Raw genomic sequence first — 25,672 nt, 5'->3', positions numbered from 1 at the left:
TTTCGAAATGAGTGAAGCGATCAAGCAGCCTGCCGGCCCTGAAGGCATCATCCAGATGCAGGGTGTGAACAAGTGGTACGGCCAGTTCCATGTGCTCAAGGACATCAACCTGAACGTGCGCCAGGGCGAGCGCATCGTGCTGTGCGGGCCGTCGGGCTCGGGCAAGTCCACCACCATCCGTTGCCTCAACCGCCTGGAAGAGCACCAGCAAGGGCGCATCGTGGTCGATGGCGTCGAGCTGACCAACGACCTCAAGCAGATCGAGGCCATCCGCCGCGAGGTGGGCATGGTGTTCCAGCACTTCAACCTGTTCCCGCACCTGAGCATCCTGGAGAACTGCACCCTGGCGCCGATGTGGGTGCGCAAGATGCCACGGCGCAAGGCCGAGGAAATTGCCATGCACTACCTGGAGCGGGTGCGTATTCCGGAGCAGGCGCACAAGTACCCGGGGCAGTTGTCTGGCGGCCAGCAGCAGCGAGTGGCGATTGCCCGCGCGTTGTGCATGAAACCGAAGATCATGCTGTTCGACGAACCGACCTCGGCGCTGGACCCAGAGATGGTCAAGGAAGTGCTCGATACCATGGTCGGCCTGGCCGAGGATGGCATGACCATGCTCTGCGTGACCCACGAGATGGGCTTTGCCCGCACCGTGGCGAACCGGGTGATCTTCATGGATAAAGGCGAGATCGTGGAGCAGGCGGCGCCGGATGACTTCTTCGACCGGCCGCGTAGCGACCGGACCAAGTTGTTCCTCAGCCAGATCCTGCATTGATGTAAAAAGGGCTGCTGACGCGGTCCACTGTGGGAGCGGCCTTGTGTCGCGATAGGGCCGCAAGGCGGCCCCGGGGATAAATGCTGCGAAGCTGAAATCCTGGGGCCGCTACGCGCCCCATCGCGACGCAAGGCCGCTCCCACAGGATTGCGGAACGGCTCCAGGCCTCAGGTTTACTTCTCTTCTTGCGTTGCCGCTGGCGCTGGCGGCGGCCGCAGCCCCACCTCGGCAATCAGCTTCAACTGCTGCCCATTGCGCATCACCTCGATGCTGATCTTCTCGTTGGGCTTGATCCGTGCCACCTGGTTCATCGACTTGCGTCCGTCACCGGCTGGTTCGCCATTGATACTCAAGATCACGTCACCCAGCTGCAGCCCGGCCTTGGCCGCCGGCCCTTCGCGGAAGATACCCGCCACCACGATGCCCGGGCGGTCCTTCATGCCGAACGACTCGGCCAGCTCCTGGCTCAGCGGCTGCACTTCGATGCCCAGCCAGCCACGGATCACCTGGCCGTGCTCGATGATCGACTTCATTACTTCCAGCGCCAGTTTCACCGGGATGGCGAAGCCGATGCCTTGCGAGCCGCCCGACTTGGAGAAGATCGCCGTGTTGATGCCGATCAGGTTGCCGTTGGCATCGACCAGCGCGCCGCCGGAGTTGCCCGGGTTGATCGCCGCGTCGGTCTGGATGAAGTCTTCGTAGTTGTTCAGGCCCAGCTGGTTGCGGCCGGTGGCGCTGATGATGCCCATGGTCACGGTCTGGCCGACGCCGAACGGGTTGCCGATGGCCAGCGACACGTCACCGATGTGGATGGTGTCGGAACGGCCGATGGTGATGGCGGGCAGGCTCTTCAGGTCGATCTTCAGCACCGCGAGGTCGGTTTCCGGGTCGCTGCCGATCACCCGCGCCAAGGTTTCGCGGCCATCCTTCAGCGCCACGACGATCTGGTCGGCACCGCTGGTGACGTGGTTGTTGGTCAGCAGATAGCCCTCGGGGCTCATGATCACCGCCGAACCCAGGCTCGACTCCCAACGGCGCTGCTTGGGCAGGTTGTCGCCGAAGAAGCGGCGGAACTGCGGGTCTTCGAACAGCGGGTGGGCGCTCTTGTTCACCACCTTGGTGGTGTACAGGTTGACCACCGCCGGCGCAGCCAGGGTCACCGCGTCGGCGTAGGACACTGGGCCTTGCATGATCCGCGTGGTCTGCGGCGCCTGTTGCAGGTTGACGTCCTGGCTGGGCAGGCCGACCCATTCCGGAAAGCGCTGGATGATCAGCATGGCGATCAGTACGCCAGTAAGCAGGGGCCAGCCAAAATAACGCAAAGCCTTGAACATGAACGAATCCTGGAAAGAGCGGGGCCAGCGGCCGCGCGGTGGGGCATGAACGCGCGCGATCATACACCGGTTCCCCCAGTGCCGGCGACGGCCCATAATGGCCGGCATTATACGGGCGTTGCATGCGCGTTGTGCCCGAGAAAAATGCAGATTTCGAGGAGATTTTCATGGCCGTCGCTCTCAACACCCTGGTCGAGGAAGCCGAGCGTTACCTGGGCAGCGCGAAGATCCAGGATTATTGCCCCAATGGCCTGCAGGTCGAAGGCCGGCCGCAGGTCAGCCGCATCGTCAGTGGCGTTACTGCCAGCCAGGCATTGCTGGATGCGGCGGTCGAAGCCGAAGCCGACCTGGTGCTGGTGCACCATGGCTACTTCTGGAAGGGCGAGAACCCATGCATCACCGGCATTCGCCAGCGCCGCCTGAAGACCTTGCTGAACAACGATATCAGCCTGCTGGCATTCCACCTGCCGCTGGACGTGCATCCCGAGGTAGGTAACAACGTGCAGCTGGCGCGGCAACTGGACATCACCGTCGAAGGGCCGCTGGACCCGGAGAACCCCAAGGTGGTCGGGCTGGTCGGTTCGCTGGCCGAGCCGATGACCGCCCGCGATTTTGCCCGGCGGGTGCAGGAAGTACTGGGGCGTGAGCCGCTGCTGGTCGAGGGCGAGCAGATGATCCGCCGGGTCGGTTGGTGCACCGGGGGCGGGCAGGGCTACATCGACACGGCGATCGCGGCCGGGGTGGACCTGTACCTTACCGGTGAGGCGTCGGAGCAGACCTATCACAGCGCACGCGAGAATGGCGTCAGCTTCATTGCCGCCGGGCACCATGCCACCGAGCGCTATGGGGTGCAGGCGCTGGGTGATTACCTGGCGCGGCGGTTTGCCGTGGAGCACCTGTTCATCGATTGCCCGAATCCGATCTGACCTTACTGGCCTCATCGCCGGCAAGCCAGCTCCCACAGGTGCTGCACATGACATGAAGCCCATGCGGTCGAGGTGGGAGCTGGCTTGCCGGCGATTGGGCCGCAAAGCGGCCCCAATACCAGCCAAACCCCCAGTCATATCGTTAGACTTTTTCGATCTAGCCGGCCTCCTAAATAGAAGCAGCCGCTGTGATAAAGTGCCTCGCTCGAACACGGCCCGCAGGCCGTCCATAAGATCGTTTTTCGTGAGTAGCCATGGTCGACAAACTGACGCACTTGAAACAGCTGGAGGCGGAAAGCATCCACATCATCCGCGAGGTGGCCGCCGAGTTCGACAACCCGGTGATGCTTTACTCGATCGGCAAGGATTCCGCCGTAATGCTGCACCTGGCGCGCAAGGCCTTTTTCCCGGGCAAGCTGCCGTTCCCGGTGATGCACGTCGACACCCAGTGGAAATTCCAGGAGATGTACAGCTTCCGCGACAAGATGGTCGAGGAAATGGGCCTGGAGCTGATCACCCACGTCAACCCCGAGGGTGTGGCGCAGGGCATCAACCCGTTCACCCATGGCAGCTCCAAGCACACCGACATCATGAAGACCCAGGGCCTGAAACAGGCGCTGGACAAGCATGGTTTCGACGCCGCCTTCGGTGGCGCGCGACGCGACGAAGAGAAGTCGCGGGCCAAGGAACGCGTGTACTCGTTCCGGGACAGCAAGCACCGTTGGGACCCGAAGAACCAGCGCCCCGAGCTGTGGAACGTATACAACGGCAAGGTCAACAAGGGCGAGTCGATCCGCGTCTTCCCGCTGTCGAACTGGACCGAGCTGGACATCTGGCAGTACATCTACCTCGAAGGCATCCCGATCGTGCCGCTGTACTTCGCCGCCGAGCGTGAGGTCATCGAGAAGAACGGCACCCTGATCATGATCGACGACGAGCGCATCCTCGAACATCTCACCGATGAAGAGAAAGCGCGCATCGTCAAGAAGAAGGTGCGTTTCCGTACCCTCGGCTGCTACCCGCTGACGGGCGCTGTCGAGTCGGAAGCCGAGACCCTGACGGACATCATTCAGGAAATGCTCCTGACCCGTACGTCCGAACGCCAGGGCCGTGTCATCGACCACGATGGCGCCGGTTCCATGGAAGACAAGAAACGCCAAGGCTACTTCTAATTTCAGGGTTACTCCATGTCGCACCAATCTGATCTGATCAGCGAGGACATCCTCGCCTACCTGGCCCAGCACGAGCGCAAGGAACTGCTGCGTTTCCTGACCTGCGGCAACGTTGACGACGGCAAGAGCACCCTGATCGGGCGCCTGCTGCACGACTCGAAGATGATCTACGAGGACCACCTCGAGGCCATCACCCGTGATTCGAAGAAAGTCGGCACCACCGGTGAAGAAGTCGACCTGGCGCTGCTGGTCGACGGCCTGCAGGCCGAGCGCGAGCAGGGCATCACCATCGATGTCGCCTACCGCTACTTCTCCACCGCCAAGCGCAAGTTCATCATCGCCGACACCCCGGGCCACGAGCAGTACACCCGCAACATGGCCACCGGCGCCTCTACCTGCGACCTGGCGATCATCCTGGTCGACGCGCGTTATGGCGTGCAGACCCAGACCCGCCGCCACAGCTACATTGCTTCCTTGCTGGGCATCAAGCACATCGTGGTCGCGGTCAACAAGATGGACCTCAAGGGCTTCGACCAAGGGGTCTTCGAGTCGATCAAGGCCGATTACCTGCAGTTCGCCGAAGCCATCAACCTGACCCCGAGCAGCCTGCACTTTGTGCCGATGTCGGCGCTCAAGGGTGACAACGTGGTCAACCACAGCGAGCGTTCGCCGTGGTATGCCGGCCCGACGCTGATGGAAATCCTCGAAACCGTCGAAGTCTCGGCCGACCGCAACTTCACCGACCTGCGTTTCCCGGTGCAGTACGTCAACCGCCCGAACCTGAATTTCCGCGGCTTCGCCGGCACCATCGCCAGCGGCGTGGTGCACAAGGGCGACGAAATCGTTGTGCTGCCGTCGGGCAAGAGCAGCCGGGTCAAGTCCATCGTCACCTACGAAGGTGAGCTGGAAAACGCCGGCCCCGGCCAGGCCGTGACCCTGACCATGGAAGACGAGATCGACATCTCCCGTGGCGACCTGCTGGTGCACGCCGACAATGTGCCGCCGGTGACCGACCAGTTCGACGCCATGCTGGTGTGGATGGCCGAAGAGCCGATGCTGCCGGGCAAGAAATACGACATCAAGCGCGCCACCAGCTACGTGCCGGGCTCGATCGCCAGCATCATCCACAAGGTCGATGTGAACACCCTGGAGCAGGGCGCTGCCAGCGCGCTGCAACTGAACGAGATCGGCCGCGTCAAGGTCGCCCTGGATGCCTCGATCGCCCTGGATGGCTACGACAGCAACCGCACCACCGGCGCGTTCATCGTCATCGACCGCCTGACCAATGGCACCGTCGGCGCCGGCATGATCATCGCCCCGCCAGTCCTGCCGCACGGCAGCATGGGCCACCATGGCAAGCAGGCGCATGTGTCCACCGAAGAGCGTGCCCTGCGCTTCGGCCAGCAGCCGGCCACCGTGTTGTTCAGCGGCCTGTCTGGCGCTGGCAAGAGCACCCTGGCGTATGCCGTGGAGCGCAAGCTGTTCGACATGGGCCGTGCGGTGTACGTGCTCGACGGCCAGAACCTGCGTCACGACCTGAACAAGGGCCTGCAACAGGACCGCGCTGGCCGCACCGAAAACTGGCGCCGCGCCGCCCATGTGGCGCGCCAGTTCAACGAAGCCGGCTTGCTGACCCTGGCCGCGTTCGTGGCCCCGGATGCCGAAGGCCGCGAGCAGGCCAAGGCGCTGATCGGCAAGGAACGCCTGGTGACCGTCTACGTCCAGGCTTCGCCGCTGGCCTGCCGCGAGCGTGACCCACAAGGCCTGTACGCTGCCGGTGGCGACAACATCCCGGGCGAAAGCTTCCCGTACGATGTGCCGCTGGACGCCGACCTGGTGATCGATACCCAGACCACCAGCGTGGACGAGGGCGTGAAGCAGGTACTGGACGTGCTGCGCCAGCGTGGCGCGATCTAAGCGCTGGCTGCAAGAAAAACCCCGCTCCGGCGGTAATGCCAGTCAGCTAAGCAATTTGGGGCCGCTTTACGGCCCTTCGCGGGCACGCCCGCTCCCACAGGGACCGCGCATTTACATAGCTCAGCGCCAAACCTGTGGGAGCGGGCGTGCCCGCGAAGGGCTGCAGAGCAGCCCCAGTAAAGTCTGCAGAAACCTTAACTGACTGGTATTAGCATCGGCGGTTTTTTTTGTGGCCGTCACTACAGGCACACATTCTGTGGAGCGGCCTTGAAAATTCTATATGTCGTTACAGTTTGCCGAAAACAAGCCGAGAGCACTTGTCGAGGCACTGATCACGTCGCTCGATGTGGGGCCTGCTGATACCGAAGCTATGAGCTTTCTGGTTCAGCACCTGATCAGCTATTTCGCTCACGGTTCTGATTCGTTCATCGCGAATCCCTGAACAGGGATAGCCCCTTCGACTTTCTCCACGTCACGATGCGTGTCATTACCTGTTCGGCACTGCCATCCTGTTCATCCCCGGAGTAATAGATCAGGTCCGAGCCATCGGGGTGGGCCACCAATTCGATGAAGTGTTCCAGCAATCGGTCCTGCCAGGCCATGGGGCCTGTCGCTTGAATCAAATCTTCAACAATCGTCCGGAACTCACTGTATGAATAGTCCGCAAGGTTGTGCTTTTGGTTGATCACCATGGTGCCTCCGATGACAACGCATACTGCAGAGCGCTCATGATCCGCAGGTTTTCAGCGTCGTACATCAGCCCGCCCCATTCGGGTGGGTCCAGGTAGCAGAGCTGATACGAGCGCAGGCCCTTCGCGGTGTCATGGAACGGTGCGCGGGGTGGCCAGCCTTTCTTGAGGCGGTTGAGCTGCGCAGGAATGAATTGCCGGGAGCAGATCGGGTCTTCGGCAATGGCCAGCCAGAAGGACTGGGAGAAATGATCGAAGTTGTCGAATGTCTGTCCTGCGAGTTTCCTGATGATGAAGTCTGGAAGAAGGCTAGCCATGTAGTCGTCCCTCGGGTTGGCGGCATGGAAAGCGTGCCTGGGGACGACTTTTCTGTATGTCAGCTGCGGGCTCGTCAATCAGTAGGACCGTTCCCACCGCTCGGAAAGATCTGTCTCAGATGTGTTTTTCCGACACAGGAATCACCCGCTTTTCCTTAACCGCCTTGTAGGAAAAACTCGAATAGATCTCCTTCACCCCCGGTAACCGCTGCAGCACTTCCCGCGTGAATTCCCCAAACGATTCCAAATCCCGTGCCAGTATCTCCAGCAAAAAGTCATACCGCCCCGAAATGTTGTGGCAGGCGACGATCTCGGGAATTTCCATCAGCCGCTGCTCGAATGCCAGCGCCATGTCCTTGGTATGCGAATCCATCATGATGCTGACGAAGGCGGTCACGCCAAACCCTAGCGACTTGGGCGAGAGGATGGCTTGGTAGCCGGTGATGTAGCCGTTGTCTTCCAGCAATTTCACCCGTCGCCAGCAGGGCGAGGTGGTCAGTGCCACCTGGTCGGCGAGTTCGGCGACGGTGAGGCGGGCGTTGTCCTGCAGGGCGGCGAGCAGGGCGCGGTCGGTGCGGTCGAGGCTCGAAGGCATGTTTTGCCCTCCTGGTCCGGTAATTATTGTTTTTGTTCCAATCAGCGCCCAGATGCGTGGCTACTTTGGAAAAAATCGGGCAGCTCGGTGGCATAAGCTTATAACAAACCACCAGAGGCTGTTGCCATGCGCGACTCCCATAACAACACCGGTTTTTCCACGCGGGCCATTCATCATGGCTACGATCCGCTTTCTCACGGTGGCGCCCTGGTGCCGCCGGTGTACCAGACCGCTACCTATGCCTTCCCCAGCGTCGAATACGGCGCTGCGTGCTTCGCCGGGGAGGAGCCGGGGCATTTCTACAGCCGCATCTCCAACCCCACTTTGGCCTTGCTCGAACAGCGCATGGCCTCGCTGGAAGGCGGCGAGGCGGGGTTGGCGCTGGCGTCGGGTATGGGGGCCATTACCTCGACGATCTGGACCCTGCTGCGGCCCGGTGACGAGCTGATCGTCGGGCGTACCTTGTATGGCTGCACCTTTGCTTTCCTGCATCACGGCATTGGCGAATTCGGGGTGAAGGTCCGTCACGTCGACCTCAATGACATCAAGGCCCTGAAGGCGGCTATCACCAGCAAAACACGCATGATCTACTTCGAAACGCCAGCCAACCCCAACATGCAACTGGTGGATATCGCGGCGGTCGCCGAGGTGGCACGCGGGCATGACCTGCATATAGTGGTCGACAACACCTATTGCACGCCCTACCTGCAGCGGCCGCTGGAATTGGGGGCAGACCTGGTGGTGCATTCGGCGACCAAGTATCTCAGTGGCCATGGCGATATCACCGCCGGCCTGGTGGTGGGGCGCAAGGCGCTGGTCGACCGCATTCGCCTGGAAGGGCTGAAGGACATGACCGGGGCGGTGCTGTCGCCACACGACGCGGCGCTGCTGATGCGCGGGATCAAGACCTTGGCCCTGCGCATGGACCGCCACTGCGCCAATGCTCAGCAGGTGGCGGAGTTCTTGGCCCGGCAGCCGCAGGTTGAGCTGATCCACTACCCGGGGTTGCCATCGTTCGCCCAGTACGAGTTGGCGCAGCGGCAGATGCGCTTGTCGGGTGGGATGATCGCCTTTGAGCTCAAAGGAGGGATCGAGGCCGGGCGGCGCTTCATGAATGCGCTACAACTGTTTGCCCGAGCGGTGAGCCTGGGGGATGCCGAGTCGCTGGCGCAGCACCCGGCGAGCATGACGCATTCCAGCTATACCGCGAAGGAGCGCGCGCATCACGGGATATCGGAGGGGTTGGTGCGCTTGTCGGTGGGGCTGGAGGATGTGGAAGACCTCCTGGCGGATGTCGAGCAGGCATTGCAGGCTTGTAGCTAGGTTGTTTGGGCCGGCCTCTTCGCGGGCACGCCCGCTCCCACAGGTATTGCGCAGATTTCAAATGCTGTGGCGTACCTGTGGGAGCGGGCGTGCCCGCGAAGAGGTCAGTGAATCCAGCCCACAAAAAAGGCCTCTCGCGAGGCCTTCTGCATGTTCAGCGAATCAACGCTTGAGCCCGTAGCTCTCGTCGAGCATGCCCGGCGAGTTCGGCGCTTTTGGCGCGTAGTCACGCGGCACTTCGGCGGTGTCCTTCGGCGGCGTCAGGCGGTCACGCGGGCCTTGCGCGCCTTCGGAATGCAGCGCGGCCAGCAGGCGCTGGCGAGTCACGTCGTCGAGGGCCAGGGTATTGGCACCGTCGGCCAGGTGATCCTGGACATCCTGGTAGCTCTGGGTCAGCTTCTTGACCAGTACCGCAGTGCTGTTGAAATGGTTGACCACTTCGTTCTGGTAGCTGTCGAAGCGCTGCTGGATGTCGTCCAGCTGACGCTGGGTGCTGCTTGGCGCGGCATTGGGCAGCAGGCGCGCGACGACGAAACCAACCACCACGCCAATGACCAGCGCCAGGGTCGGCAACAACCAAACAAGGAGCGAGAGTTCCACGAGTCCTTCCTCTATAAACGGCTTTGCTTTACGTTAACGGCTCAGACCTGCGCTGTATACCGCGAGCGATCGCAAATCAGAACAGAATTCCTCACCTAGACGAATCGACCCCTCCCGAGGTCACGGAGTAGTGCCTTGCTTGTCCGCGAAACCCCCTTGTTCATCGATGGCCCCTGCGGCCAGCTGGAAGCCTTGTACCTGGACGTGGCCGAAGCCCGCGGCGCGGTGCTGATCTGCCATCCCAACCCAGTCCAGGGCGGCACCATGCTCAACAAGGTGGTCTCGACCCTGCAACGCACCGCCCGGGATGCTGGCTACGTGACCCTGCGTTTCAACTACCGTGGCGTTGGCCAGAGTGCCGGCAGCCATGACATGGGCGCCGGCGAAGTGGCCGATGCCGAGGCCGCCGCTGCCTGGCTGCGCGAGAAACACCCGCAGCTGCCGCTGGTGCTGATGGGCTTCTCGTTCGGCGGGTTCGTCGCCACCAGCCTGGCTGGCCGCCTGGAAGCTGCTGGCGTCGAGCTGCGCCAGCTGTTCATGATCGCCCCGGCGGTAATGCGCCTGACAGCGGAATTCCCGCTGCCGCAGCACTGCCCGATCACCGTGGTGCAGCCGGACGCCGACGAGGTCGTCGCGCCGCAACTGGTTTACGATTGGTCTGACAGCCTGTCGCGCCCCCATGAGCTGCTGAAAGTGGCAGAATGCGGACACTTCTTCCATGGCAAGCTGACCGATCTGAAGGATCTGCTGCTGCCGCGCCTTTCGAACTGAGCCAAGCCTGAATAAGCGAACACCCATGACCACGCGCATTCTTACCGGTATCACCACCACCGGCACTCCGCACCTGGGCAACTACGCCGGCGCCATTCGCCCGGCGATCCGTGCCAGCCAGCAGCCCGGTGTCGATTCGTTCTACTTCCTGGCCGACTACCACGCCCTGATCAAGTGCGATGACCCGCTGCGTATCCAGCGTTCGCGCCTGGAAATCGCCGCCACCTGGCTGGCCGGTGGCCTCGACCCGGACAAGGTGACCTTCTACCGCCAGTCCGACATCCCGGAAATCCCCGAGCTGACCTGGTTGCTGACCTGTGTGGCGGCCAAGGGCCTGCTCAACCGTGCGCACGCCTACAAGGCCTCGGTGGACAAGAACGTTGAAGCTGGCGAAGACCCGGATGCCGGCGTGACCATGGGCTTGTTCAGCTACCCGGTGCTGATGGCTGCTGACATCCTGATGTTCAACGCCAACAAGGTGCCGGTCGGTCGTGACCAGATCCAGCACGTGGAAATGGCCCGCGACATCGGCCAGCGCTTCAACCACCTGTTCGGCCAGGGCAAGGACTTCTTCACCTTGCCGGAGGCGGTGATCGAAGAGAGTGTGGCGACCTTGCCAGGCCTGGACGGGCGCAAGATGTCCAAGAGCTATGACAACACCATTCCATTGTTCACCAGCGCCAAGGACATGAAAGACGCCATCTCGCGCATCGTTACCGACTCGCGCGCGCCTGGCGAAGCGAAAGACCCGGACAACTCGCACCTGTTCACCCTGTTCCAGGCTTTCTCGACGCCGGCGCAATGCGCCGAGTTCCGCGAAGAACTGCTGCAGGGCCTGGGCTGGGGCGAGGCCAAGCAGCGCCTGTTCCAGTTGCTGGATGGCCAGTTGGCCGAGAAGCGCGAGTATTACCACCAGCTGATCGCCCGCCCGGCGGACCTGGAAGACATCCTGCTGGCAGGCGCGACCAAGGCCCGCAAGCTCGCCACGCCGTTCCTCGAGCAGCTGCGCGAGGCGGTTGGCCTGCGTTCGTTCCGCAGCAGCGTGCAGGCCAGCACCGAAGTGAAGAAAAAAGCGGCCAAGAGCGCGCGTTTCGTCAGCTTCCGTGACGAAGACGGTAGCTTCCGCTTCCGCCTGCTGGCCGCTGATGGCGAGCAACTGCTGCTGTCGCGCAGCTTCGCCGACGGCAAGAGCGCCGGTGCCGTCAGCAAGCAGTTGCAGCAGGGTGGCGAGGCCGATGTGCGCGTCGAAGGCCTGGGCTTCGGCCTGTGGCTGAATGGCGAGCAGGTTGCCGACGGGCCGCAGTTCGACAATGCCGAGGCCCGTGATGCGGCCATTCAAAGCCTGCACGAAGCCCTGGCGCCACAGCAGGACTGAGGCATTTTATTTGTAGGAGCGGGTTTACCCGCGAACACCGGCAAAGCCGGTGCCAGGTATCGCGTTGCCTGCTTCGCGGGTAAACCTCTCCCACAGACGCATTGCCATAAGGCGGGCCTGTCGCTACAGTGACGGCCCGTTTTTTGTTGCCTCGCTAACGAATCATGACTCCCTTAGAACGCTATCAAGCAGATCTGAAACGTCCCGACTTCTTCCATGACGCGGCGCAGGAAACTGCGGTGCGTCACCTGCAGCGCCTGTACGACGACCTGGTACACGCGCAGAACAACAAGCCGGGCGTGTTCGGCAAGCTGTTCGGCAAGAAGGAGCAGACCCCGGTCAAGGGCCTGTACTTCTGGGGTGGGGTAGGGCGAGGCAAGACCTACCTGGTCGATACCTTCTTCGAAGCACTGCCGTTCAAGCAGAAGATGCGCACGCACTTCCACCGCTTCATGAAGCGCGTGCACGAGGAAATGAAAACCCTCAAGGGCGAGAAGAACCCGCTGACCATCATCGCCAAGCGCTTCAGCGAAGAAGCCAAGGTGATCTGCTTCGACGAATTCTTCGTGTCGGACATCACCGACGCGATGATCCTTGGCACCCTGATGGAGGAGCTGTTCAAGAACGGCGTATCGCTGGTGGCCACCTCCAACATCGTGCCGGACGGCCTGTACAAGGACGGCCTGCAGCGTGCGCGCTTCCTGCCGGCCATCGCCATGATCAAGCAGTACACCGATGTGGTGAACGTCGACAGCGGGGTCGACTACCGCCTGCGTCACCTGGAGCAGGCCGAACTGTTCCACTACCCGCTGGACGAAGCGGCGCACCAGAGCCTGCGCGCCAGCTTCAAGGCGCTGACCCCTGAGTGCACCCAGGCGGTCGAGAACGACGTGCTGATGATCGAGAACCGCCCGATCCATGCCCTGCTCACTTGCGACGACGTGGCCTGGTTCGACTTCCGCGCCCTGTGCGACGGGCCGCGCAGCCAGAACGACTACATCGAACTGGGCAAGATCTTCCACGCCGTGCTGCTGAGCAACGTGGAGCAGATGGGCGTCACCACCGACGACATCGCCCGCCGCTTCATCAACATGGTGGATGAGTTCTACGACCGCAACGTCAAGCTGATCATCTCGGCCGAGGTGGAGTTGAAGGACCTGTATACCGGCGGGCGCCTGAGCTTCGAGTTCCAGCGTACCCTGAGCCGGTTGCTGGAGATGCAGTCGCACGAATTCCTGGCGCGCGCGCACAAGCCCTGAGATCAGCTACAAGCTACAAGCTACAAGCTACAAGACAGAGCAGCCCGCATGCTGACCTGCTTTAGCTTGCAGCTTGCAGCTTGCAGCTTGCAGCTGCTGGAAGCCCTCAAGCCTCCTGCATGAACTGCTGCCGATACTGGTTCGGCGACAACTCGGTGTGCTGGCGGAACAACCGCGCAAAGAAACTGGCATCGTCATAGCCCACCTCGTAGCTGATGGTCTTGATGCTCTTGCGCGTGCTCGACAACAACCCCTTGGCTGTCTCGATCCGCAACCGTTGCAGGTAGTGCAGCGGCTTGTCGCCCGTCGCCCCCTGGAAGCGGCGCATGAAGTTGCGGATGCTCATGCCGTGGTTGCGAGCCACGTCCTCGAAGCGAAACTTGTCGGCGAAGTGTTCCTCCAGCCAGTGCTGGATCTGCAGGATGATCAGGTCCTGGTGCAGCTTCTGCCCGCCAAAGCCCATGCGCCCCGGGGTATAGTTGCGCTGCACTTCGTAGAGGATATCGCGGGACACGGCGCGGGCCACGTTGGCGCCGCAGAAGCGTTCGATCAGGTAGATGTAGAGGTCGCAGGCCGAGGTGGTGCCACCTGCGCAATACAGGTTGTCGGCGTCGGTCAGGTGCTTGTCCTGGTTCAGCCGGATCTTCGGGAAGCGTTCGGCAAAGCTGTTGAAGAAGCGCCAGTAGGTGGTCGCCTCCTTGCCGTCGAGCAGGCCAGACTCGGCCAGCCAGAACACGCCACTGGCCTCGGCGCACAGCACCGCGCCGCGGGCATGCTGGTCGCGCAGCCACGGCAGCACCTGTGGATAACGTTGCAGCAGGTTGTCGAAGTCGTCCCAGAAGGCCGGGAGGATGATCACATCGGCGTCGTCCAGGCCACCTTCGACCGGCAGTTGCACATTGCTGAAGCTGTCCACGGGCTGGCCGTCGGGGCTCACCAGGCGGATCTCGAACATGGGCTGCAGGCCCAGGCCCAGCTGTTTGCTGTAGCGCAGGCTGGCGAGGTGGAAGAAGTCCTTGGCCTGCATCAAGGTCGACGCGAACACCTTGTCAATGGCCAGGATGCTGACGCGCCGCAGCGACGCGGAGGGTTGGGTAAACATCATTGTCATTGTTCTTATAGGGTAGAGTGGTCAATCACCGGCTGGATCGTCTTATTTTTTGGCGATTGTGTCTAGCCCGATGCACCGCGTGGCCTTCTTCGCGGGCAAGCCCGCTCCTACAGGGCCTGCGATGAACAGTGTAGGAGCGGGTTTACCCGCGAAGAGGTCGGCACAGGATTGCGCTCAAGGCGCCGGGTTCGGCTGCTCCTGGTGAATCGCCTCGATCGCCGCCAGCAGTTCGTCGCTCAGGTTCAGCTCGAGGCTGGCCAGGTTGCTGTCCAGTTGCTCCAGGCTGGTCGCGCCAATGATGTTGCTGGTCACGAATGGCTGCCGGGTGACGAACGCCAGGGCCATCTGCGCCGGGTCCAGGCCATGCTCGCGGGCCAACTGCACGTAATGGCTGCAGGCCGCTACGGTTTGTGGGTTGGAGTAACGGGCAAAGCGGCTGAACAGGGTCAGGCGTGCGTTCTCTGGCCGTGCGCCGTTCTCGTACTTGCCCGAAAGCATGCCGAACGCCAGCGGCGAATAGGCCAGCAGGCCACACTGCTCGCGGATGGCCACCTCCGCCAGGCCTACCTCGAAGCTGCGGTTGAGCAGGTTGTACGGGTTCTGGATCGACACCGCCCGCGGCCAGCCACGGTTTTCAGCCAGTTGCAGGAACTTCATGGTGCCCCAGGGCGTTTCGTTGGACAGGCCGATATGGCGGATCTTGCCCGCGCGAACCTGCTCGTCGAGCACTTCGAGGGTTTCTTCCAGCGGAGTGAAGTGGTCCTGCGGCAGGTGCTGGTAGCCCAGCTTGCCGAAGAAGTTGGTGCTGCGCTCGGGCCAGTGCAGCTGGTACAGGTCGATACGGTCGGTCTGCAGGCGCTTGAGGCTCTCGTCCAGTGCCGCGACGATGTGCTGGCGGTTGTGCTTGAGCTGGCCGTCGCGGATGTGGCTGATGCCATTGCCAGGGCCGGCGACCTTGCTGGCCAGGAGCCAGTCATCGCGGTCGCCCATCTGGCTGAACCAGTTGCCGATGATGCGCTCGGTGGCGGCGTAGGTTTCCGGGCGGGGCGGCACCGGGTACATCTCGGCGGTGTCGATGAAGTTGACCCCGGCGGCCTTGGCCCGGGCAATCTGTTCGAAGGCCTCGGCCTGGACGTTCTGCTCGCCCCAGGTCATGGTGCCCAGGCACAGGGCGCTGACGTTGAGGTCGGTACGGCCGAGCTGGCGGTATTCCATCGGGTAGACACTCCTAGGCAAAGAAGCCCATCAAAGCAGGTTGAAATTTTTCGCGCAATCTGGATAATTCGGCCCCTCTCCGTGTGGCGGAAGTGATGCACCACCACGCAGGAAGAACCCCGTCGAACATTGGCGTGCCTGACCCGAGCCCCCAAAAGCGTCAGCGTTCGGCTGCGCGCTTGCCCTTGGCAAGCTGTGCACTATCCAGTAAGATTCGCCGTCTATTTTTCGCTGGGCGGCCTCTGAGGCTTTAGAGAATGAAAACTTTTACTGCTAAACCGGAAACAGTAAAGCGCGAGTGGTTCGTAGTCGACGCCGCTGGCCAGACCCTGGGTCGTCTGGCTACCGAAATCGCTAGCCGTCTGCGTGGCAAACACAAACCAGAATACACCCCTCACGTTGACACCGGCGACTACATCGTCGTCATCAACGCCGAGCAGGTTCGTGTGACTGGTGCCAAGTCTTCCGACAAAATGTACTACTCCCACTCCGGTTTCCCGGGCGGTATCAAGGAAATCAACTTCGAGAAGTTGATCGCCAAGGCCCCTGAGCGTGTTATCGAAACTGCGGTCAAAGGCATGCTGCCGAAGAACCCGCTGGGTCGCGACATGTACCGCAAGCTGAAAGTGTACGCGGGTGCTGCTCACCCACACACTGCTCAGCAGCCTCAAGAACTGAAGATCTAACGGGATAGTTCATTATGTCGGCGACTCAAAATTACGGCACTGGCCGTCGCAAGACCGCAACCGCTCGCGTATTCCTGCGTCCGGGTACTGGTAACATTTCCATCAACAACCGTTCTCTGGACGTGTTCTTCGGTCGCGAAACCGCTCGCATGGTTGTTCGTCAGCCGCTGGAGCTGACCGAGACCGTCGAGAAGTTCGACATCTACGTCACCGTTTCCGGTGGTGGTGTCAGCGGTCAAGCCGGTGCGATCCGTCACGGTATCACCCGCGCTCTGATGGAATACGACGAAACCCTGCGTGGCGCTCTGCGTCGTGCTGGTTACGTCACCCGCGACGCTCGTGAAGTCGAGCGTAAGAAAGTGGGTCTGCGTAAAGCGCGTAAGCGTCCTCAGTACTCCAAGCGTTAATACCGCTTCGGCAGTCGAGAAAAGCCCGGTTCCTTGGAACCGGGCTTTTTTTTTGGCTTGAACTAACCTGTCAGCATGTCGGTGACCACTTGTCGCATAGACGCAGATCAAGCAAAGCGCTGGTTAAGGCCCCTTGCCGGGGTAATCACCTTGTCAGTGTGTGGATTTGTTTCTTACCATGGCGACCAATTTTTACGGCCACAGACACAACCTAAGTACAGGCCTGATTCAACAGGCCAAGCAAGCTGATGGGAGAGGACTGAATGAGCAATGACGGCGTCAACGCAGGCCGGCGCCGCTTCCTCGTAGCCGCGACATCCGTGGTCGGGGCAGCGGGGGCAGTGGGGGCTGCGGTACCGTTCGTGGGGTCATGGTTTCCCAGTGCCAAGGCGAAAGCCGCGGGTGCACCGGTGAAGGTCAATATCGCCAAGGTCGAGGCCGGGCAGCAGATGGTGGCGGAGTGGCGTGGCCAGCCTGTGTTCATCGTGCGGCGAACGGAAGAAATCCTCGGTAACCTGAAAAAAATCACCGCTGACCTGTCCGACCCCGAGTCCAAGGCTTCTGTGCAGCCGACCTACGTCGACCCGGAGGTTCGCTCGATCAAGCCGGAAATCCTGATTCTCGTTGGTTTGTGCACGCACCTGGGCTGCTCGCCCACCTTCCGTCCGGAAGTCGCGCCAGCCGACCTCGGCCCGAAATGGGTAGGTGGCTACTTCTGCCCCTGCCACGGTTCCCACTATGACCTGGCTGGCCGTGTCTACAAGTCGCAGCCGGCGCCCCTCAACCTGCCCGTGCCACCGCACTCTTACGAGTCGGACGAGATCATCGTCATCGGCGTCGACCAGGAGAACGCATGATGAGCAAGTTCATGGACTGGATTGATGCTCGCTTCCCCGCTACCAAGATGTGGGAAGACCACCTGAGCAAGTATTACGCGCCCAAGAACTTCAACTTCCTGTACTTCTTCGGCTCCCTGGCGCTGCTGGTGCTGGTCAACCAGATCGTCACCGGTGTGTGGCTGACCATGAGCTTCACGCCCTCGGCGGAAGAGGCATTCGCCTCGGTCGAGTACATCATGCGTGACGTGGAATACGGCTGGATCCTGCGCTACCTGCACTCCACCGGTGCATCGGCGTTCTTCATCGTGGTCTACCTGCACATGTTCCGTGGCCTGCTCTACGGCTCGTACCAGAAGCCACGTGAGCTGGTATGGCTATTCGGCATGCTGATCTACCTGGCGCTGATGGCCGAAGCATTCATGGGCTATCTGCTGCCTTGGGGCCAGATGTCGTACTGGGGCGCCCAGGTGATCATCTCGCTGTTCGGTGCCATCCCGGTGATCGGTGACGACCTCACCCAGTGGATCCGCGGTGACTACCTGATCTCGGGCATCACCCTGAACCGCTTCTTCGCCCTGCACGTGGTTGCCCTGCCAATCGTGATTCTCGGCCTGGTGGTACTGCACATCCTTGCCCTGCACGAAGTGGGCTCGAACAACCCCGATGGCGTCGACATCAAGAAGAAAAAGGACGAAAACGGCATTCCGCTGGACGGCATTCCATTCCACCCGTACTACACCGTCAAGGATATCGTCGGCGTGGTGGTATTCCTGTTCGTGTTCTGCGCCGTGGTGTTCTTCTTCCCGGAAATGGGTGGTTACTTCCTGGAGAAACCGAACTTCGAGCAGGCCAACGCCTTCAAGACGCCGGAGCACATCGCGCCCGTGTGGTACTTCACGCCGTTCTACGCGATCCTGCGTGCGGTACCTGACAAGCTGATGGGCGTCATCGCCATGGGTGCGGCCATTGCCGTGCTGTTCGTGCTGCCCTGGCTCGACCGCAGCCCGGTACGTTCCATGCGTTACAAGGGCTGGATCAGCAAGGTCTTCCTGCTGGTGTTCTGCGTGGCCTTCGTCATCCTCGGTGTGCTGGGCGTACTGGCACCGACACCTGGGCGTACCTTGCTGTCGCAGGTGTGCACGGTGTTGTACTTCGCCTACTTCCTGCTGATGCCGTTCTACACAAGGCTCGAGAAGACCAAACCGGTTCCGGAAAGGGTGACTGGCTGATGAAAAAGTTGATTGCAGTATTTTTGCTGGCAGTGATGCCTGCCTTTTCCTTCGCTGCCGAACACGGCCTGGAACTGGACAAGGTCGATATCGACCTGACCGACAAGGCTGCCATGCAGGACGGTGCGCGTACCTTCGCCAACTATTGCATGGGTTGCCACAGTGCCAAGTTCCAGCGTTACGAGCGGGTGGCCGATGACCTGGGTATCCCTCACGAGCTGATGCTAGAGAAGCTGGTGTTCACCGGTGCCAAGATTGGTGACCACATGCAGATCGGCATGCAGCCCAGCGATGCCAAGACCTGGTTCGGCGCCGCGCCGCCCGACTTGACCCTGGTGGCCCGGGTACGTGGCACCGACTGGCTGTACACCTACCTGCGCAGCTTCTACGAGGACCCATCGCGGCCTTATGGGGTGAACAACAAGGTGTTCCCGAACGTCGGCATGCCTAACGTACTGGTCGGCCTGCAGGGTAACCAGGTGATCGGCTGCAAGCAGGTGCAGACCGTGACCGATGGCAAGAAGCAATTCGACCCGTTGACCGGCAGCCCGGTCACCCATGAAGCCTGTGACCAGCTGACCATCACGCCGAAATCCGGTACCCTGACCACCGAGCAGTTCGACGAGAAGGTCAAGAACCTGGTGACCTTCCTGGCCTATTCGGCCAACCCGGTCAAACTGGAAAGCCAGCGCATCGGTACCTACGTGTTGCTGTACCTGGCTTTCTTCTTCGTATTCGCCTACTTGCTCAAGCGTGAATACTGGAAGGACGTGCACTGATCACGCAGTAGTTTCTGGTTGTTGAACGCGCCCGGGGTGCCCTAGCAAAACAGCTAGGGCACCCCGGGCGCGTTTTCATTTACAGTTGCACAAGTATCCCGTGCGAGGAGCCGCTACATGGGCGCAACCAACAGGTTAGCCTGCTATTCCGACCCCGCTGATCACTATTCTCATCGGGTACGCCTGGTGCTGGCCGAGAAAGGCGTCAGCGTGCAGGTCATCGATGTCGATCCCGCCCGCCTGCCGCCCAAGCTGGCCGAGGTGAACCCTTACGGCAGTGTGCCGACCCTGGTCGATCGGGACCTGGCGTTGTATGAATCGACCGTGGTGATGGAATACCTCGAGGAGCGTTATCCACACCCGCCGCTGATGCCGGTATACCCGGTTGCCCGCGGTAACAGCCGTTTGCTGATGCATCGCATCCAGCGCGACTGGTGTGCCCTGGCCGATACCGTGCTTGACCCGCGTAGCACCGAGGGTGCCCGTACCGAGGCGCGCAAGGCCTTGCGCGAAAGCCTGACCGGTGTCTCGCCATTGTTCGGCGAGTACGCCTGCTTCATGAGTGACGAGCAAAGCCTGGTCGATTGTTGTCTATTACCCATACTCTGGCGATTGCCGGTGTTGGGCATCGAGTTGCCGCGGCCAGCCAAGCCGCTGCTTGATTACATGGAGCGGCAGTTCGCCCGCGAGCCTTTCCAGGCGAGCCTGTCCTCCGTAGAACGTGAAATGCGCAAGCTTTAAGGAGCCGTTGATGAACTCCAGTCGCCCCTATCTGGTTCGAGCACTGTACGAGTGGATCGTCGACAACGATTGCACGCCTCATATGCTGGTCAACGCCGAATACCCGGCAGTGCAGGTGCCACAAGGTTTCGCCAGTGACGGCCAGATCGTCTTGAACATCTCGCCAAGTGCCGTGCGCAGCCTGCACATGGACAACGACGCGGTCAGCTTCGAGGGCCGCTTCAGTGGCGTGGCCCATTCGCTGTTCGTGCCGGTTGGCGCCATCCTGGGCATCTACGCCCGCGAAAATGGCCAAGGCATGGTCTTCGAGCTGGAACCGCCGCTGATGGATGGCGATGACCTGGAAGACGATGATGTGCAGCCGGATGACGATGGCCCGCCAGAAGGTGGTGGCCAGCCGCCGCGCCCGACTGGTCGACCAAGCCTGAAAGTGGTCAAGTAACAAAAAAGGCGATCCAACCGGATCGCCTTTTTCTTTGTTTGCATCGCGGCGCATTCTTCGCGGGTGAACCCGCTCCCACAGGGTTTTGCTCATATCCCTGTGGGAGCGGGTTTACCCGCGAAGAGGCCAGCACAGGCTAATGAATCAGTCGATGTACTCGAACAGCTTGACGATCTTCTGCACACCCGACACACCCTGCACCACGGCAGTGGCCGAGTTGGCCTCCTGCTGGGTCACCAGGCCGAGCAGGTAGACGATACCGTTCTCGGTAATTACCTTGATGCGCGAGCTGGGTACGGCATTGTCGGTCAGCATCTGGGTCTTGATCTTGGTGGTCAGCCAGGCGTCGTTGTTACGCGCCAGGATGGAGGAGGGCTGCATCACCTGCAGCTCGTTGTGCACTTTCTTGACCCGCTGTACCTGCCCGGCGGTCTGCTCGGCCAGGCTCTTGAGGTCGGCGCGTGGGGTCTGGCCGGCCAGCAGGACGATGCCGTTGTAGCTGCTGACAACGATGTGCGAACCTTTGTCCAGGTCAGGGCTGGCCTTGGCGATGTTCACCGAGGCCTTGGTTTCGATCAGCGAGTCGTCGATCTTGCTGCCGATGGTGCGCGTACCGCGATCGTCCTCGATCGGCGAATTGCGAGTAGAGGTGAGTACCGAGCTGCAGCCGGTGACGCTCAGGCACAGGGTCAGGGCCATCAGGCCGAGGCGCATAGGGGTCATTCTTCACTCCCGAACAGTTGGCTGTCGATCAGGTCGCACAGACAGTGGATCGCCAGCAGGTGGACTTCCTGGATACGCGCGGTAACCGTCGAAGGTACGCGGATTTCCACGTCTTCGGGCAGCAACAGCGAAGCCATGCCGCCGCCGTCGCGGCCAGTCAATGCTACGACAATCATTTCGCGGTCATGTGCGGCCTGGATCGCCTGGATCACGTTGGCCGAGTTGCCGCTGGTGGAGATCGCCAGCAGAACATCGCCGGGCTGGCCCAGGGCGCGGATCTGCTTGGAAAAGACTTCGTTGTAGCTGTAGTCGTTGGCGATCGAGGTCAGGGTCGAGCTGTCGGTGGTCAGCGCGATGGCCGGCAGGCTCGGCCGTTCGCGCTCGAAACGATTGAGCAGCTCCGACGAAAAGTGCTGGGCATCGCCGGCCGAGCCGCCATTGCCGCAGGCGAGCATCTTGCCCTCGTTGAGCAGCGCATTGACCATGACCAGGCTGGCCTGCTCGATGTGCGGTGCCAGGATGTCCATTGCCTGTTGCTTGGTATCGATGCTGGCCTGGAACAGCCGGCGAATTCGGGATTGCATGTCCATCTGGTGACCTTAAGTGGGGCGGTGGCCGGCGCTACGCGCAACAAAGACCAGCCCGCGAAACATAGAGCAAAAAAATTGAAGTGGGTTCAGCATTCGAAGGCGTTTTTCAGCCATTGAAGCGGCCTGCCTGCGTGGTGGCTGCCCTGCAAGGCGACTACGTCGAAGCGGCAGGGGTGGTTGCCCCAGTGGGGCTCCTTCTGCAGGAACAGACTGGCGGCGAGCACCAGCCGTTTCTGCTTGCGCCCGTCGATACTGCCGAGGGCGCCACCGAAGCCCGCGTGCAACCGGTAGCGGACTTCGACGAATACTACTGTATCGGCGTCGAGCATGACCAGATCAAGCTCGCCGCCTTTGCATCGCCAGTTGCGTGCCAGCAGTTGCAGGCCCTGCCCTTGAAGGTACTCAAGGGCCTGGGTTTCTGCCGCTTGCCCGGCGCGGGTGGGCGACGCTGCAGCCATCAGCGAACGGTGTCAGGCAGGCGCTTGACCTGGCCGCCGGCGAACTCGGCCCATGGCAACTGGCGCTCGACACGCTGGTTGGCGTTCATGCTCAGGCTGCCCGAAAGGCCCTGGACACGGTTGTCCGGCAGCGCTTTCAACTGGCCCAGGCGCGGCGCCAGGCTGTAGGCATCGACGCCCATGGCATACAGGCGGCCCAGGCTGCCGGCGGCTTGCGGCCACTGCTGTACCACCTGCTGGCGCAGGCTGTTGCTGGTGTCGAGCAGCCACGGCGTTTCGCAGAAACGGATGCCGTTCATGTCGTTGTACTGGTTGACGTCACCGCTGGCGCTGTACAGGTTCGAGGTGGCGTACACCGGCACGTCCCCGGCGTACTGGAAGTTCAGGGTCGGCTTGATCTGCTGGGCCTGTTGCGGGGTGGAGGCGAGGAAGATGAAGTCGATGTCCTGGCGGCGCGACGGTTGTGCGGCGATGTTGCCGCCTACCGTGCTCTGCAGGCTCTTGGCGCGGCCTTCGCTCTGGCGCAGCTGGAACAGGTCGGCAATCTGCTGGGCCAGGGCGACCGGCTGGGCGATGCGCTCGGCGGCGAGCAGGGTGCCACCGTTGCCTTCCCAGTCCTGACGGAAGGCGGCGAGCACACGGTCACCCCATTCGCCGCTCGGCACCAGGGCCACCGCGCGGACCATGCCATCGGCACGGGCGCGACGGGACACTTCGCGAGCTTCGTCTTCGGCAGCCAGGCCGAACTGGAACAGCTGCGGCGGGGCCTTCTGGCCGGCGTCGGCGTAGTTCAGGGCCAGGGTGGTGATAGGCAGTTGCGGCTTGGCGGCCAGTTGCTTCACCAGTGGTTTTTCCAGCGGGCCGATGACCAGTTGCACGCCGCTGGCCTGGGCCTGGCGATAGAAGTCGTCGAGCGAGCCGATGCGCGAGCTGTCGAACAATTGCACGGCGGGTGCTGGCTGGCCGGCTTGCTGGGCCTGGAAGTGCGCGGCCATGAAGCCATCACGCAGGGCGCGGGCAACACCGGCCAGTGGGCCTTCCTGGGGCAGCAGCAGGGCAATCTTGGTCAGCGGTTGGCTGGCCAGTTCCTTGAGCTTGGTCAGGGCCACAGGTAGTTGCTGGGCGGCCGGGTGCTCCGGGTGCTGCTTGACCCAGGTGTCGATAGCCGCTTGTTGCTGCTCCAGGGTGCCGGCGCTTTTCACCGCGAAGGCCAGGCTGGTCCAGCCGGCCAGGGTCTGGTCATTGCTTGGCTGCTGCAGTTGCTCTGCCGGCAGCGAGGCGACCAGGGCCCAGATAGCGTCATTGTTGGCGCTGGCGGCCTGATCGCTGAGCAGCGGGGCCAGTAGCACGCGCTGCTGCGCGGCAGCCAGGGCCTGGCCGTCGGCTTCGAGGGCGGCGGCATGCACGCTGTAGGTGCGCACCTGCAGTTCTGCTGGCAGCTCGGCGATGTGCTGCAGGCTGGGGTGAGCCAGGGCGGTCAGGGCGGCCTTGGGCTGGTTGCGGCTCATGGCCAGCTCGGCGCCGAGGGTGCTGGCGAACACTTGCTGGGCCGGCTTGAGCGTGTCCAGCGGGACCTGCTCGAGAATGCGTGCGGCGCGTGGGAAGTCCTTCTGCTTGTAAGCCAGGTCGGCTGCGCTCAGGCGCAGCAGGGCGGCGTCCTCCGCCGACTTGCTGGAAGCGGCCTTTTCGAGCAGTTGCTCGATGCTGGCGTCCGGGGTGCGTGGCAGTTCGCCCAGGCTGGATGAGGGCGAGCTGGCGCAGGCTGCCAGCAGGGCAGCGAGGCAGAGGGCTGTGAACAGCCGCAGGCAAGCGATCATGTAAAGGTCCTGTTACTCGATCAAGGTGGCCGGCAATTGTACCCAAGCACTGGCCGGGGCGCGATGTTGCCGTGTCGATCCTTCACTATAGGTGGCCTGCCGTCTATCGCCGTCGAAGTTCTTTGCGCCCTGTTGCAGGCGCTCGGGCTACAATGGCGCCTTTGATCCGAAAGACAGGTGTGCGCAGTGATTGATGTGGCAGGGGCTTCGAAATCCGCGGTGGGGACGCTGTATGTGGTCGCAACCCCCATTGGCAACCTCGACGACATGAGCGCCAGGGCGCTGAAGGTACTGGCCGATGTGGCCCTGATCGCCGCCGAGGACACCCGCCATTCGATCCGCCTGCTGCAGCACTTTGGTATCGAGACGCCGCTGGCGGCCTGCCATGAGCATAACGAGCGCGACGAGGGCGGGCGTTTTCTCACCAAGCTGTTGGCGGGTGAAGATGTGGCGCTGGTCTCCGATGCTGGCACGCCATTGATCTCCGACCCGGGCTACCACTTGGTGCGTCAGGCGCGGGCCGCGGGTGTGAGGGTGGTGCCGGTGCCGGGTGCCTGCGCCTTGATCGCCGCGCTGTCGGCGGCCGGCCTGCCGTCGGACCGCTTCATCTTCGAAGGCTTCCTGCCGGCCAAGGCGGTGGGGCGCCGAGCGCGCCTGGAGCAAGTCAGGGAGGAGCCGCGCACGCTGATCTTCTACGAAGCCCCGCACCGTATCCTGGAATGCCTCGAAGACATGGAGGCGGTATTCGGTGGTGAGCGCCCGGCGCTGCTGGCGCGCGAGCTGACCAAGACGTTCGAAACCCTCAAGGGCCTGCCCCTGGCCGAGCTGCGGGCCTTCGTTGCCGGCGACAGCAACCAGCAGCGCGGTGAATGCGTGGTGCTGGTCGGTGGCTGGAGTGCGCCCGAGGGCGAGCAGGCGATCAGCGCCGAGGCGCAGCGTGTGCTCGACCTGCTGCTGGCGGAGTTGCCGCTGAAGCGGGCAGCGGCGCTCGCTGCGGAAATTACCGGGGTGCGCAAGAACCTGTTGTATCAAATCGCCTTGGAAAAGCAGAAAGTTAAATAGTGGCAAATTGATATAAATGCCGGTATCGCTTGTTCTCGGGCGCGCGTGCCGGTAACCTTGGCGGCGGAGAGTCGATCGGACAGTCGCTGCCGTCTTTTGTTCCGCAAAAGATGGGGGAGGAAAGTCCGGGCTCCATAGGGCAGAGTGCCAGGTAACGCCTGGGAGGCGTGAGCCTACGGAAAGTGCCACAGAAAACAACCGCCTAAGCACTTCGGTGCCGGTAAGGGTGAAAAGGTGCGGTAAGAGCGCACCGCACGGCTGGTAACAGTTCGTGGCTAGGTAAACCCCACTCGGAGCAAGACCAAATAGGGTTCCATCAGGCGTGGCCCGCGTCGGAACCGGGTAGGTTGCTAGAGGCGTCCAGTGATGGCCGTCGTAGAGGAATGACTGTCCTCGACAAAACCCGGCTTACAGATCGACTCTCCACCTTTCCTTCCCTGCTTGAATCGATAGCAGATGCACTCCGGTAATACCGAAAAAATCTTAATCTTAATAAATCACTTTAACTTCGAACTCCATTCGC

General features: G+C 62.0%; 27 protein-coding genes and 1 other RNA gene. 17 read left to right on the top strand and 11 right to left on the bottom strand.

Annotated features, from left to right (window positions below):
- Nucleotides 1-7 precede the first annotated feature (7 nt).
- Nucleotides 8-772 carry an amino acid ABC transporter ATP-binding protein gene (locus TZ03_RS14310; RefSeq protein WP_003251792.1) on the top strand — a complete coding sequence of 255 codons (765 nt, stop codon included), beginning with the start codon at nucleotides 8-10 and terminating at the stop codon, nucleotides 770-772.
- A 173-nt stretch (nucleotides 773-945) separates the two neighbouring features.
- On the opposite strand, the gene algW is transcribed toward TZ03_RS14310, so the two are convergent.
- A complete protein-coding gene (gene algW / locus TZ03_RS14305) occupies nucleotides 946-2,106 on the bottom strand; it encodes a Do family serine endopeptidase AlgW (RefSeq protein ID WP_051098595.1) in 1,161 nt (386 codons plus the stop codon).
- A 167-nt stretch (nucleotides 2,107-2,273) separates the two neighbouring features.
- On the opposite strand from algW, the gene TZ03_RS14300 reads away from it, so the two are divergent.
- From TZ03_RS14300 to cysN, 3 genes are all read left to right on the top strand, one after another.
- Complete coding sequence (locus TZ03_RS14300) at nucleotides 2,274-3,032, top strand: Nif3-like dinuclear metal center hexameric protein (protein ID WP_051098593.1); 759 nt, start codon at nucleotides 2,274-2,276, stop codon at nucleotides 3,030-3,032.
- Nucleotides 3,033-3,286: 254 nt separating this feature from the next.
- Nucleotides 3,287-4,204 carry a sulfate adenylyltransferase subunit CysD gene (gene cysD / locus TZ03_RS14295; protein ID WP_013974136.1) on the top strand — a complete coding sequence of 306 codons (918 nt, stop codon included), beginning with the start codon at nucleotides 3,287-3,289 and terminating at the stop codon, nucleotides 4,202-4,204.
- Between the two features lie 15 nt (nucleotides 4,205-4,219).
- Nucleotides 4,220-6,121, top strand: coding sequence for a sulfate adenylyltransferase subunit CysN (gene cysN, locus TZ03_RS14290; RefSeq protein ID WP_051098591.1), 1,902 nt, complete (start codon nucleotides 4,220-4,222; stop codon nucleotides 6,119-6,121).
- A 425-nt stretch (nucleotides 6,122-6,546) separates the two neighbouring features.
- Here cysN and TZ03_RS14285 read toward each other — a convergent pair whose 3' ends face one another.
- From TZ03_RS14285 to TZ03_RS14275, 3 genes are all read right to left on the bottom strand, one after another.
- The gene (locus TZ03_RS14285) at nucleotides 6,547-6,813 is read right to left on the bottom strand and encodes a bacteriocin immunity protein (protein WP_051098590.1); all 267 of its coding nucleotides are present in this window, start codon (nucleotides 6,811-6,813) and stop codon (nucleotides 6,547-6,549) included.
- Nucleotides 6,807-7,127 carry an S-type Pyocin gene (locus TZ03_RS14280; protein WP_051098588.1) on the bottom strand — a complete coding sequence of 107 codons (321 nt, stop codon included), beginning with the start codon at nucleotides 7,125-7,127 and terminating at the stop codon, nucleotides 6,807-6,809. The genes TZ03_RS14285 and TZ03_RS14280 overlap by 7 nt, the downstream gene beginning before the upstream one ends.
- 115 nt (nucleotides 7,128-7,242) lie before the next feature.
- Nucleotides 7,243-7,722 carry an Lrp/AsnC family transcriptional regulator gene (locus tag TZ03_RS14275; protein ID WP_016488989.1) on the bottom strand — a complete coding sequence of 160 codons (480 nt, stop codon included), beginning with the start codon at nucleotides 7,720-7,722 and terminating at the stop codon, nucleotides 7,243-7,245.
- A 126-nt stretch (nucleotides 7,723-7,848) separates the two neighbouring features.
- Here TZ03_RS14275 and TZ03_RS14270 point away from each other — a divergent pair, with 126 nt between their 5' ends.
- Nucleotides 7,849-9,045 (top strand): methionine gamma-lyase, encoded by a 1,197-nt coding sequence (locus TZ03_RS14270; RefSeq protein WP_051098585.1) that lies wholly within the window; start codon nucleotides 7,849-7,851, stop codon nucleotides 9,043-9,045.
- 162 nt (nucleotides 9,046-9,207) lie between these two features.
- Here the strand turns inward: TZ03_RS14270 and TZ03_RS14265 are convergent, their stop codons facing one another.
- Nucleotides 9,208-9,645, bottom strand: coding sequence for a YhcB family protein (locus tag TZ03_RS14265; RefSeq protein ID WP_051098583.1), 438 nt, complete (start codon nucleotides 9,643-9,645; stop codon nucleotides 9,208-9,210).
- Nucleotides 9,646-9,780: 135 nt separating this feature from the next.
- Between TZ03_RS14265 and TZ03_RS14260 the strand changes: the two genes are divergently transcribed.
- From TZ03_RS14260 to zapE, 3 genes are all read left to right on the top strand, one after another.
- On the top strand, nucleotides 9,781-10,416 hold the full coding sequence (locus tag TZ03_RS14260; protein WP_051098581.1) for an alpha/beta hydrolase: 636 nt from the start codon (nucleotides 9,781-9,783) through the stop codon (nucleotides 10,414-10,416).
- A gap of 25 nt (nucleotides 10,417-10,441) precedes the next feature.
- Complete coding sequence (locus TZ03_RS14255; RefSeq protein WP_051098579.1) at nucleotides 10,442-11,791, top strand: tryptophan--tRNA ligase; 1,350 nt, start codon at nucleotides 10,442-10,444, stop codon at nucleotides 11,789-11,791.
- Nucleotides 11,792-11,955: 164 nt separating this feature from the next.
- Nucleotides 11,956-13,050, top strand: a complete 1,095-nt coding sequence (gene zapE / locus TZ03_RS14250) for a cell division protein ZapE (protein ID WP_051098578.1) — start codon at nucleotides 11,956-11,958, stop codon at nucleotides 13,048-13,050.
- A gap of 106 nt (nucleotides 13,051-13,156) precedes the next feature.
- On the opposite strand, the gene TZ03_RS14245 is transcribed toward zapE, so the two are convergent.
- Both TZ03_RS14245 and TZ03_RS14240 read right to left on the bottom strand, forming a co-directional pair.
- Nucleotides 13,157-14,077, bottom strand: coding sequence for a GlxA family transcriptional regulator (locus TZ03_RS14245; RefSeq protein ID WP_177328470.1), 921 nt, complete (start codon nucleotides 14,075-14,077; stop codon nucleotides 13,157-13,159).
- Nucleotides 14,078-14,335: 258 nt separating this feature from the next.
- Nucleotides 14,336-15,376 carry an NADP(H)-dependent aldo-keto reductase gene (locus TZ03_RS14240; protein WP_051098576.1) on the bottom strand — a complete coding sequence of 347 codons (1,041 nt, stop codon included), beginning with the start codon at nucleotides 15,374-15,376 and terminating at the stop codon, nucleotides 14,336-14,338.
- A gap of 257 nt (nucleotides 15,377-15,633) precedes the next feature.
- Between TZ03_RS14240 and rplM the strand changes: the two genes are divergently transcribed.
- The 7 genes from rplM (at nucleotide 15,634) to TZ03_RS14205 (ending at nucleotide 20,499) form a co-directional block, all read left to right on the top strand.
- Nucleotides 15,634-16,062 (top strand): 50S ribosomal protein L13, encoded by a 429-nt coding sequence (rplM, locus tag TZ03_RS14235; RefSeq protein WP_003260798.1) that lies wholly within the window; start codon nucleotides 15,634-15,636, stop codon nucleotides 16,060-16,062.
- A 14-nt stretch (nucleotides 16,063-16,076) separates the two neighbouring features.
- Nucleotides 16,077-16,469, top strand: a complete 393-nt coding sequence (rpsI, locus tag TZ03_RS14230; protein WP_003260797.1) for a 30S ribosomal protein S9 — start codon at nucleotides 16,077-16,079, stop codon at nucleotides 16,467-16,469.
- 263 nt (nucleotides 16,470-16,732) lie between these two features.
- Complete coding sequence (gene petA / locus TZ03_RS14225; RefSeq protein ID WP_051098574.1) at nucleotides 16,733-17,326, top strand: ubiquinol-cytochrome c reductase iron-sulfur subunit; 594 nt, start codon at nucleotides 16,733-16,735, stop codon at nucleotides 17,324-17,326.
- Nucleotides 17,326-18,537 (top strand): cytochrome b, encoded by a 1,212-nt coding sequence (locus tag TZ03_RS14220; RefSeq protein WP_003251825.1) that lies wholly within the window; start codon nucleotides 17,326-17,328, stop codon nucleotides 18,535-18,537. Before petA ends, TZ03_RS14220 begins: the two co-directional genes overlap by 1 nt.
- Nucleotides 18,537-19,316: a cytochrome c1 gene (locus tag TZ03_RS14215; protein ID WP_051098572.1), complete on the top strand. Its 780-nt coding sequence runs from the start codon at nucleotides 18,537-18,539 to the stop codon at nucleotides 19,314-19,316. The genes TZ03_RS14220 and TZ03_RS14215 overlap by 1 nt, the downstream gene beginning before the upstream one ends.
- Before the next feature lie 117 nt (nucleotides 19,317-19,433).
- Complete coding sequence (locus TZ03_RS14210; RefSeq protein WP_051098570.1) at nucleotides 19,434-20,057, top strand: glutathione S-transferase N-terminal domain-containing protein; 624 nt, start codon at nucleotides 19,434-19,436, stop codon at nucleotides 20,055-20,057.
- 10 nt (nucleotides 20,058-20,067) lie between these two features.
- Nucleotides 20,068-20,499 (top strand): ClpXP protease specificity-enhancing factor, encoded by a 432-nt coding sequence (locus TZ03_RS14205; protein ID WP_051098568.1) that lies wholly within the window; start codon nucleotides 20,068-20,070, stop codon nucleotides 20,497-20,499.
- A gap of 144 nt (nucleotides 20,500-20,643) precedes the next feature.
- Here the strand turns inward: TZ03_RS14205 and TZ03_RS14200 are convergent, their stop codons facing one another.
- The 4 genes from TZ03_RS14200 to TZ03_RS14185 all read right to left on the bottom strand — a co-directional run bounded on the left by TZ03_RS14200 (nucleotide 20,644) and on the right by TZ03_RS14185 (nucleotide 24,087).
- Nucleotides 20,644-21,222 carry a BON domain-containing protein gene (locus TZ03_RS14200; protein ID WP_051098566.1) on the bottom strand — a complete coding sequence of 193 codons (579 nt, stop codon included), beginning with the start codon at nucleotides 21,220-21,222 and terminating at the stop codon, nucleotides 20,644-20,646.
- Entirely contained in the window at nucleotides 21,219-21,812 is a 594-nt protein-coding gene (locus TZ03_RS14195; RefSeq protein WP_012274070.1) for a phosphoheptose isomerase, read from the bottom strand. Before TZ03_RS14195 ends, TZ03_RS14200 begins: the two co-directional genes overlap by 4 nt.
- A gap of 86 nt (nucleotides 21,813-21,898) precedes the next feature.
- Nucleotides 21,899-22,270 carry a YraN family protein gene (locus TZ03_RS14190; protein ID WP_051098564.1) on the bottom strand — a complete coding sequence of 124 codons (372 nt, stop codon included), beginning with the start codon at nucleotides 22,268-22,270 and terminating at the stop codon, nucleotides 21,899-21,901.
- Entirely contained in the window at nucleotides 22,270-24,087 is a 1,818-nt protein-coding gene (locus tag TZ03_RS14185) for a penicillin-binding protein activator (RefSeq protein ID WP_051098562.1), read from the bottom strand. Before TZ03_RS14185 ends, TZ03_RS14190 begins: the two co-directional genes overlap by 1 nt.
- A 186-nt stretch (nucleotides 24,088-24,273) precedes the next feature.
- On the opposite strand from TZ03_RS14185, the gene rsmI reads away from it, so the two are divergent.
- Nucleotides 24,274-25,149, top strand: coding sequence for a 16S rRNA (cytidine(1402)-2'-O)-methyltransferase (rsmI, locus tag TZ03_RS14180; protein WP_051098560.1), 876 nt, complete (start codon nucleotides 24,274-24,276; stop codon nucleotides 25,147-25,149).
- A 67-nt stretch (nucleotides 25,150-25,216) separates the two neighbouring features.
- Nucleotides 25,217-25,576: RNase P RNA component class A (rnpB, locus tag TZ03_RS27965), an RNA gene on the top strand.
- Nucleotides 25,577-25,672: the final 96 nt, after the last annotated feature.

It is taken from the genome of Pseudomonas sp. 10-1B (assembly GCF_000935045.1).
Classification (GTDB): Bacteria; Pseudomonadota; Gammaproteobacteria; order Pseudomonadales; family Pseudomonadaceae; genus Aquipseudomonas.
Note: the sequence above shows the minus strand (reverse complement) of the source record. Positions and strands in the feature narration are given on the sequence as shown.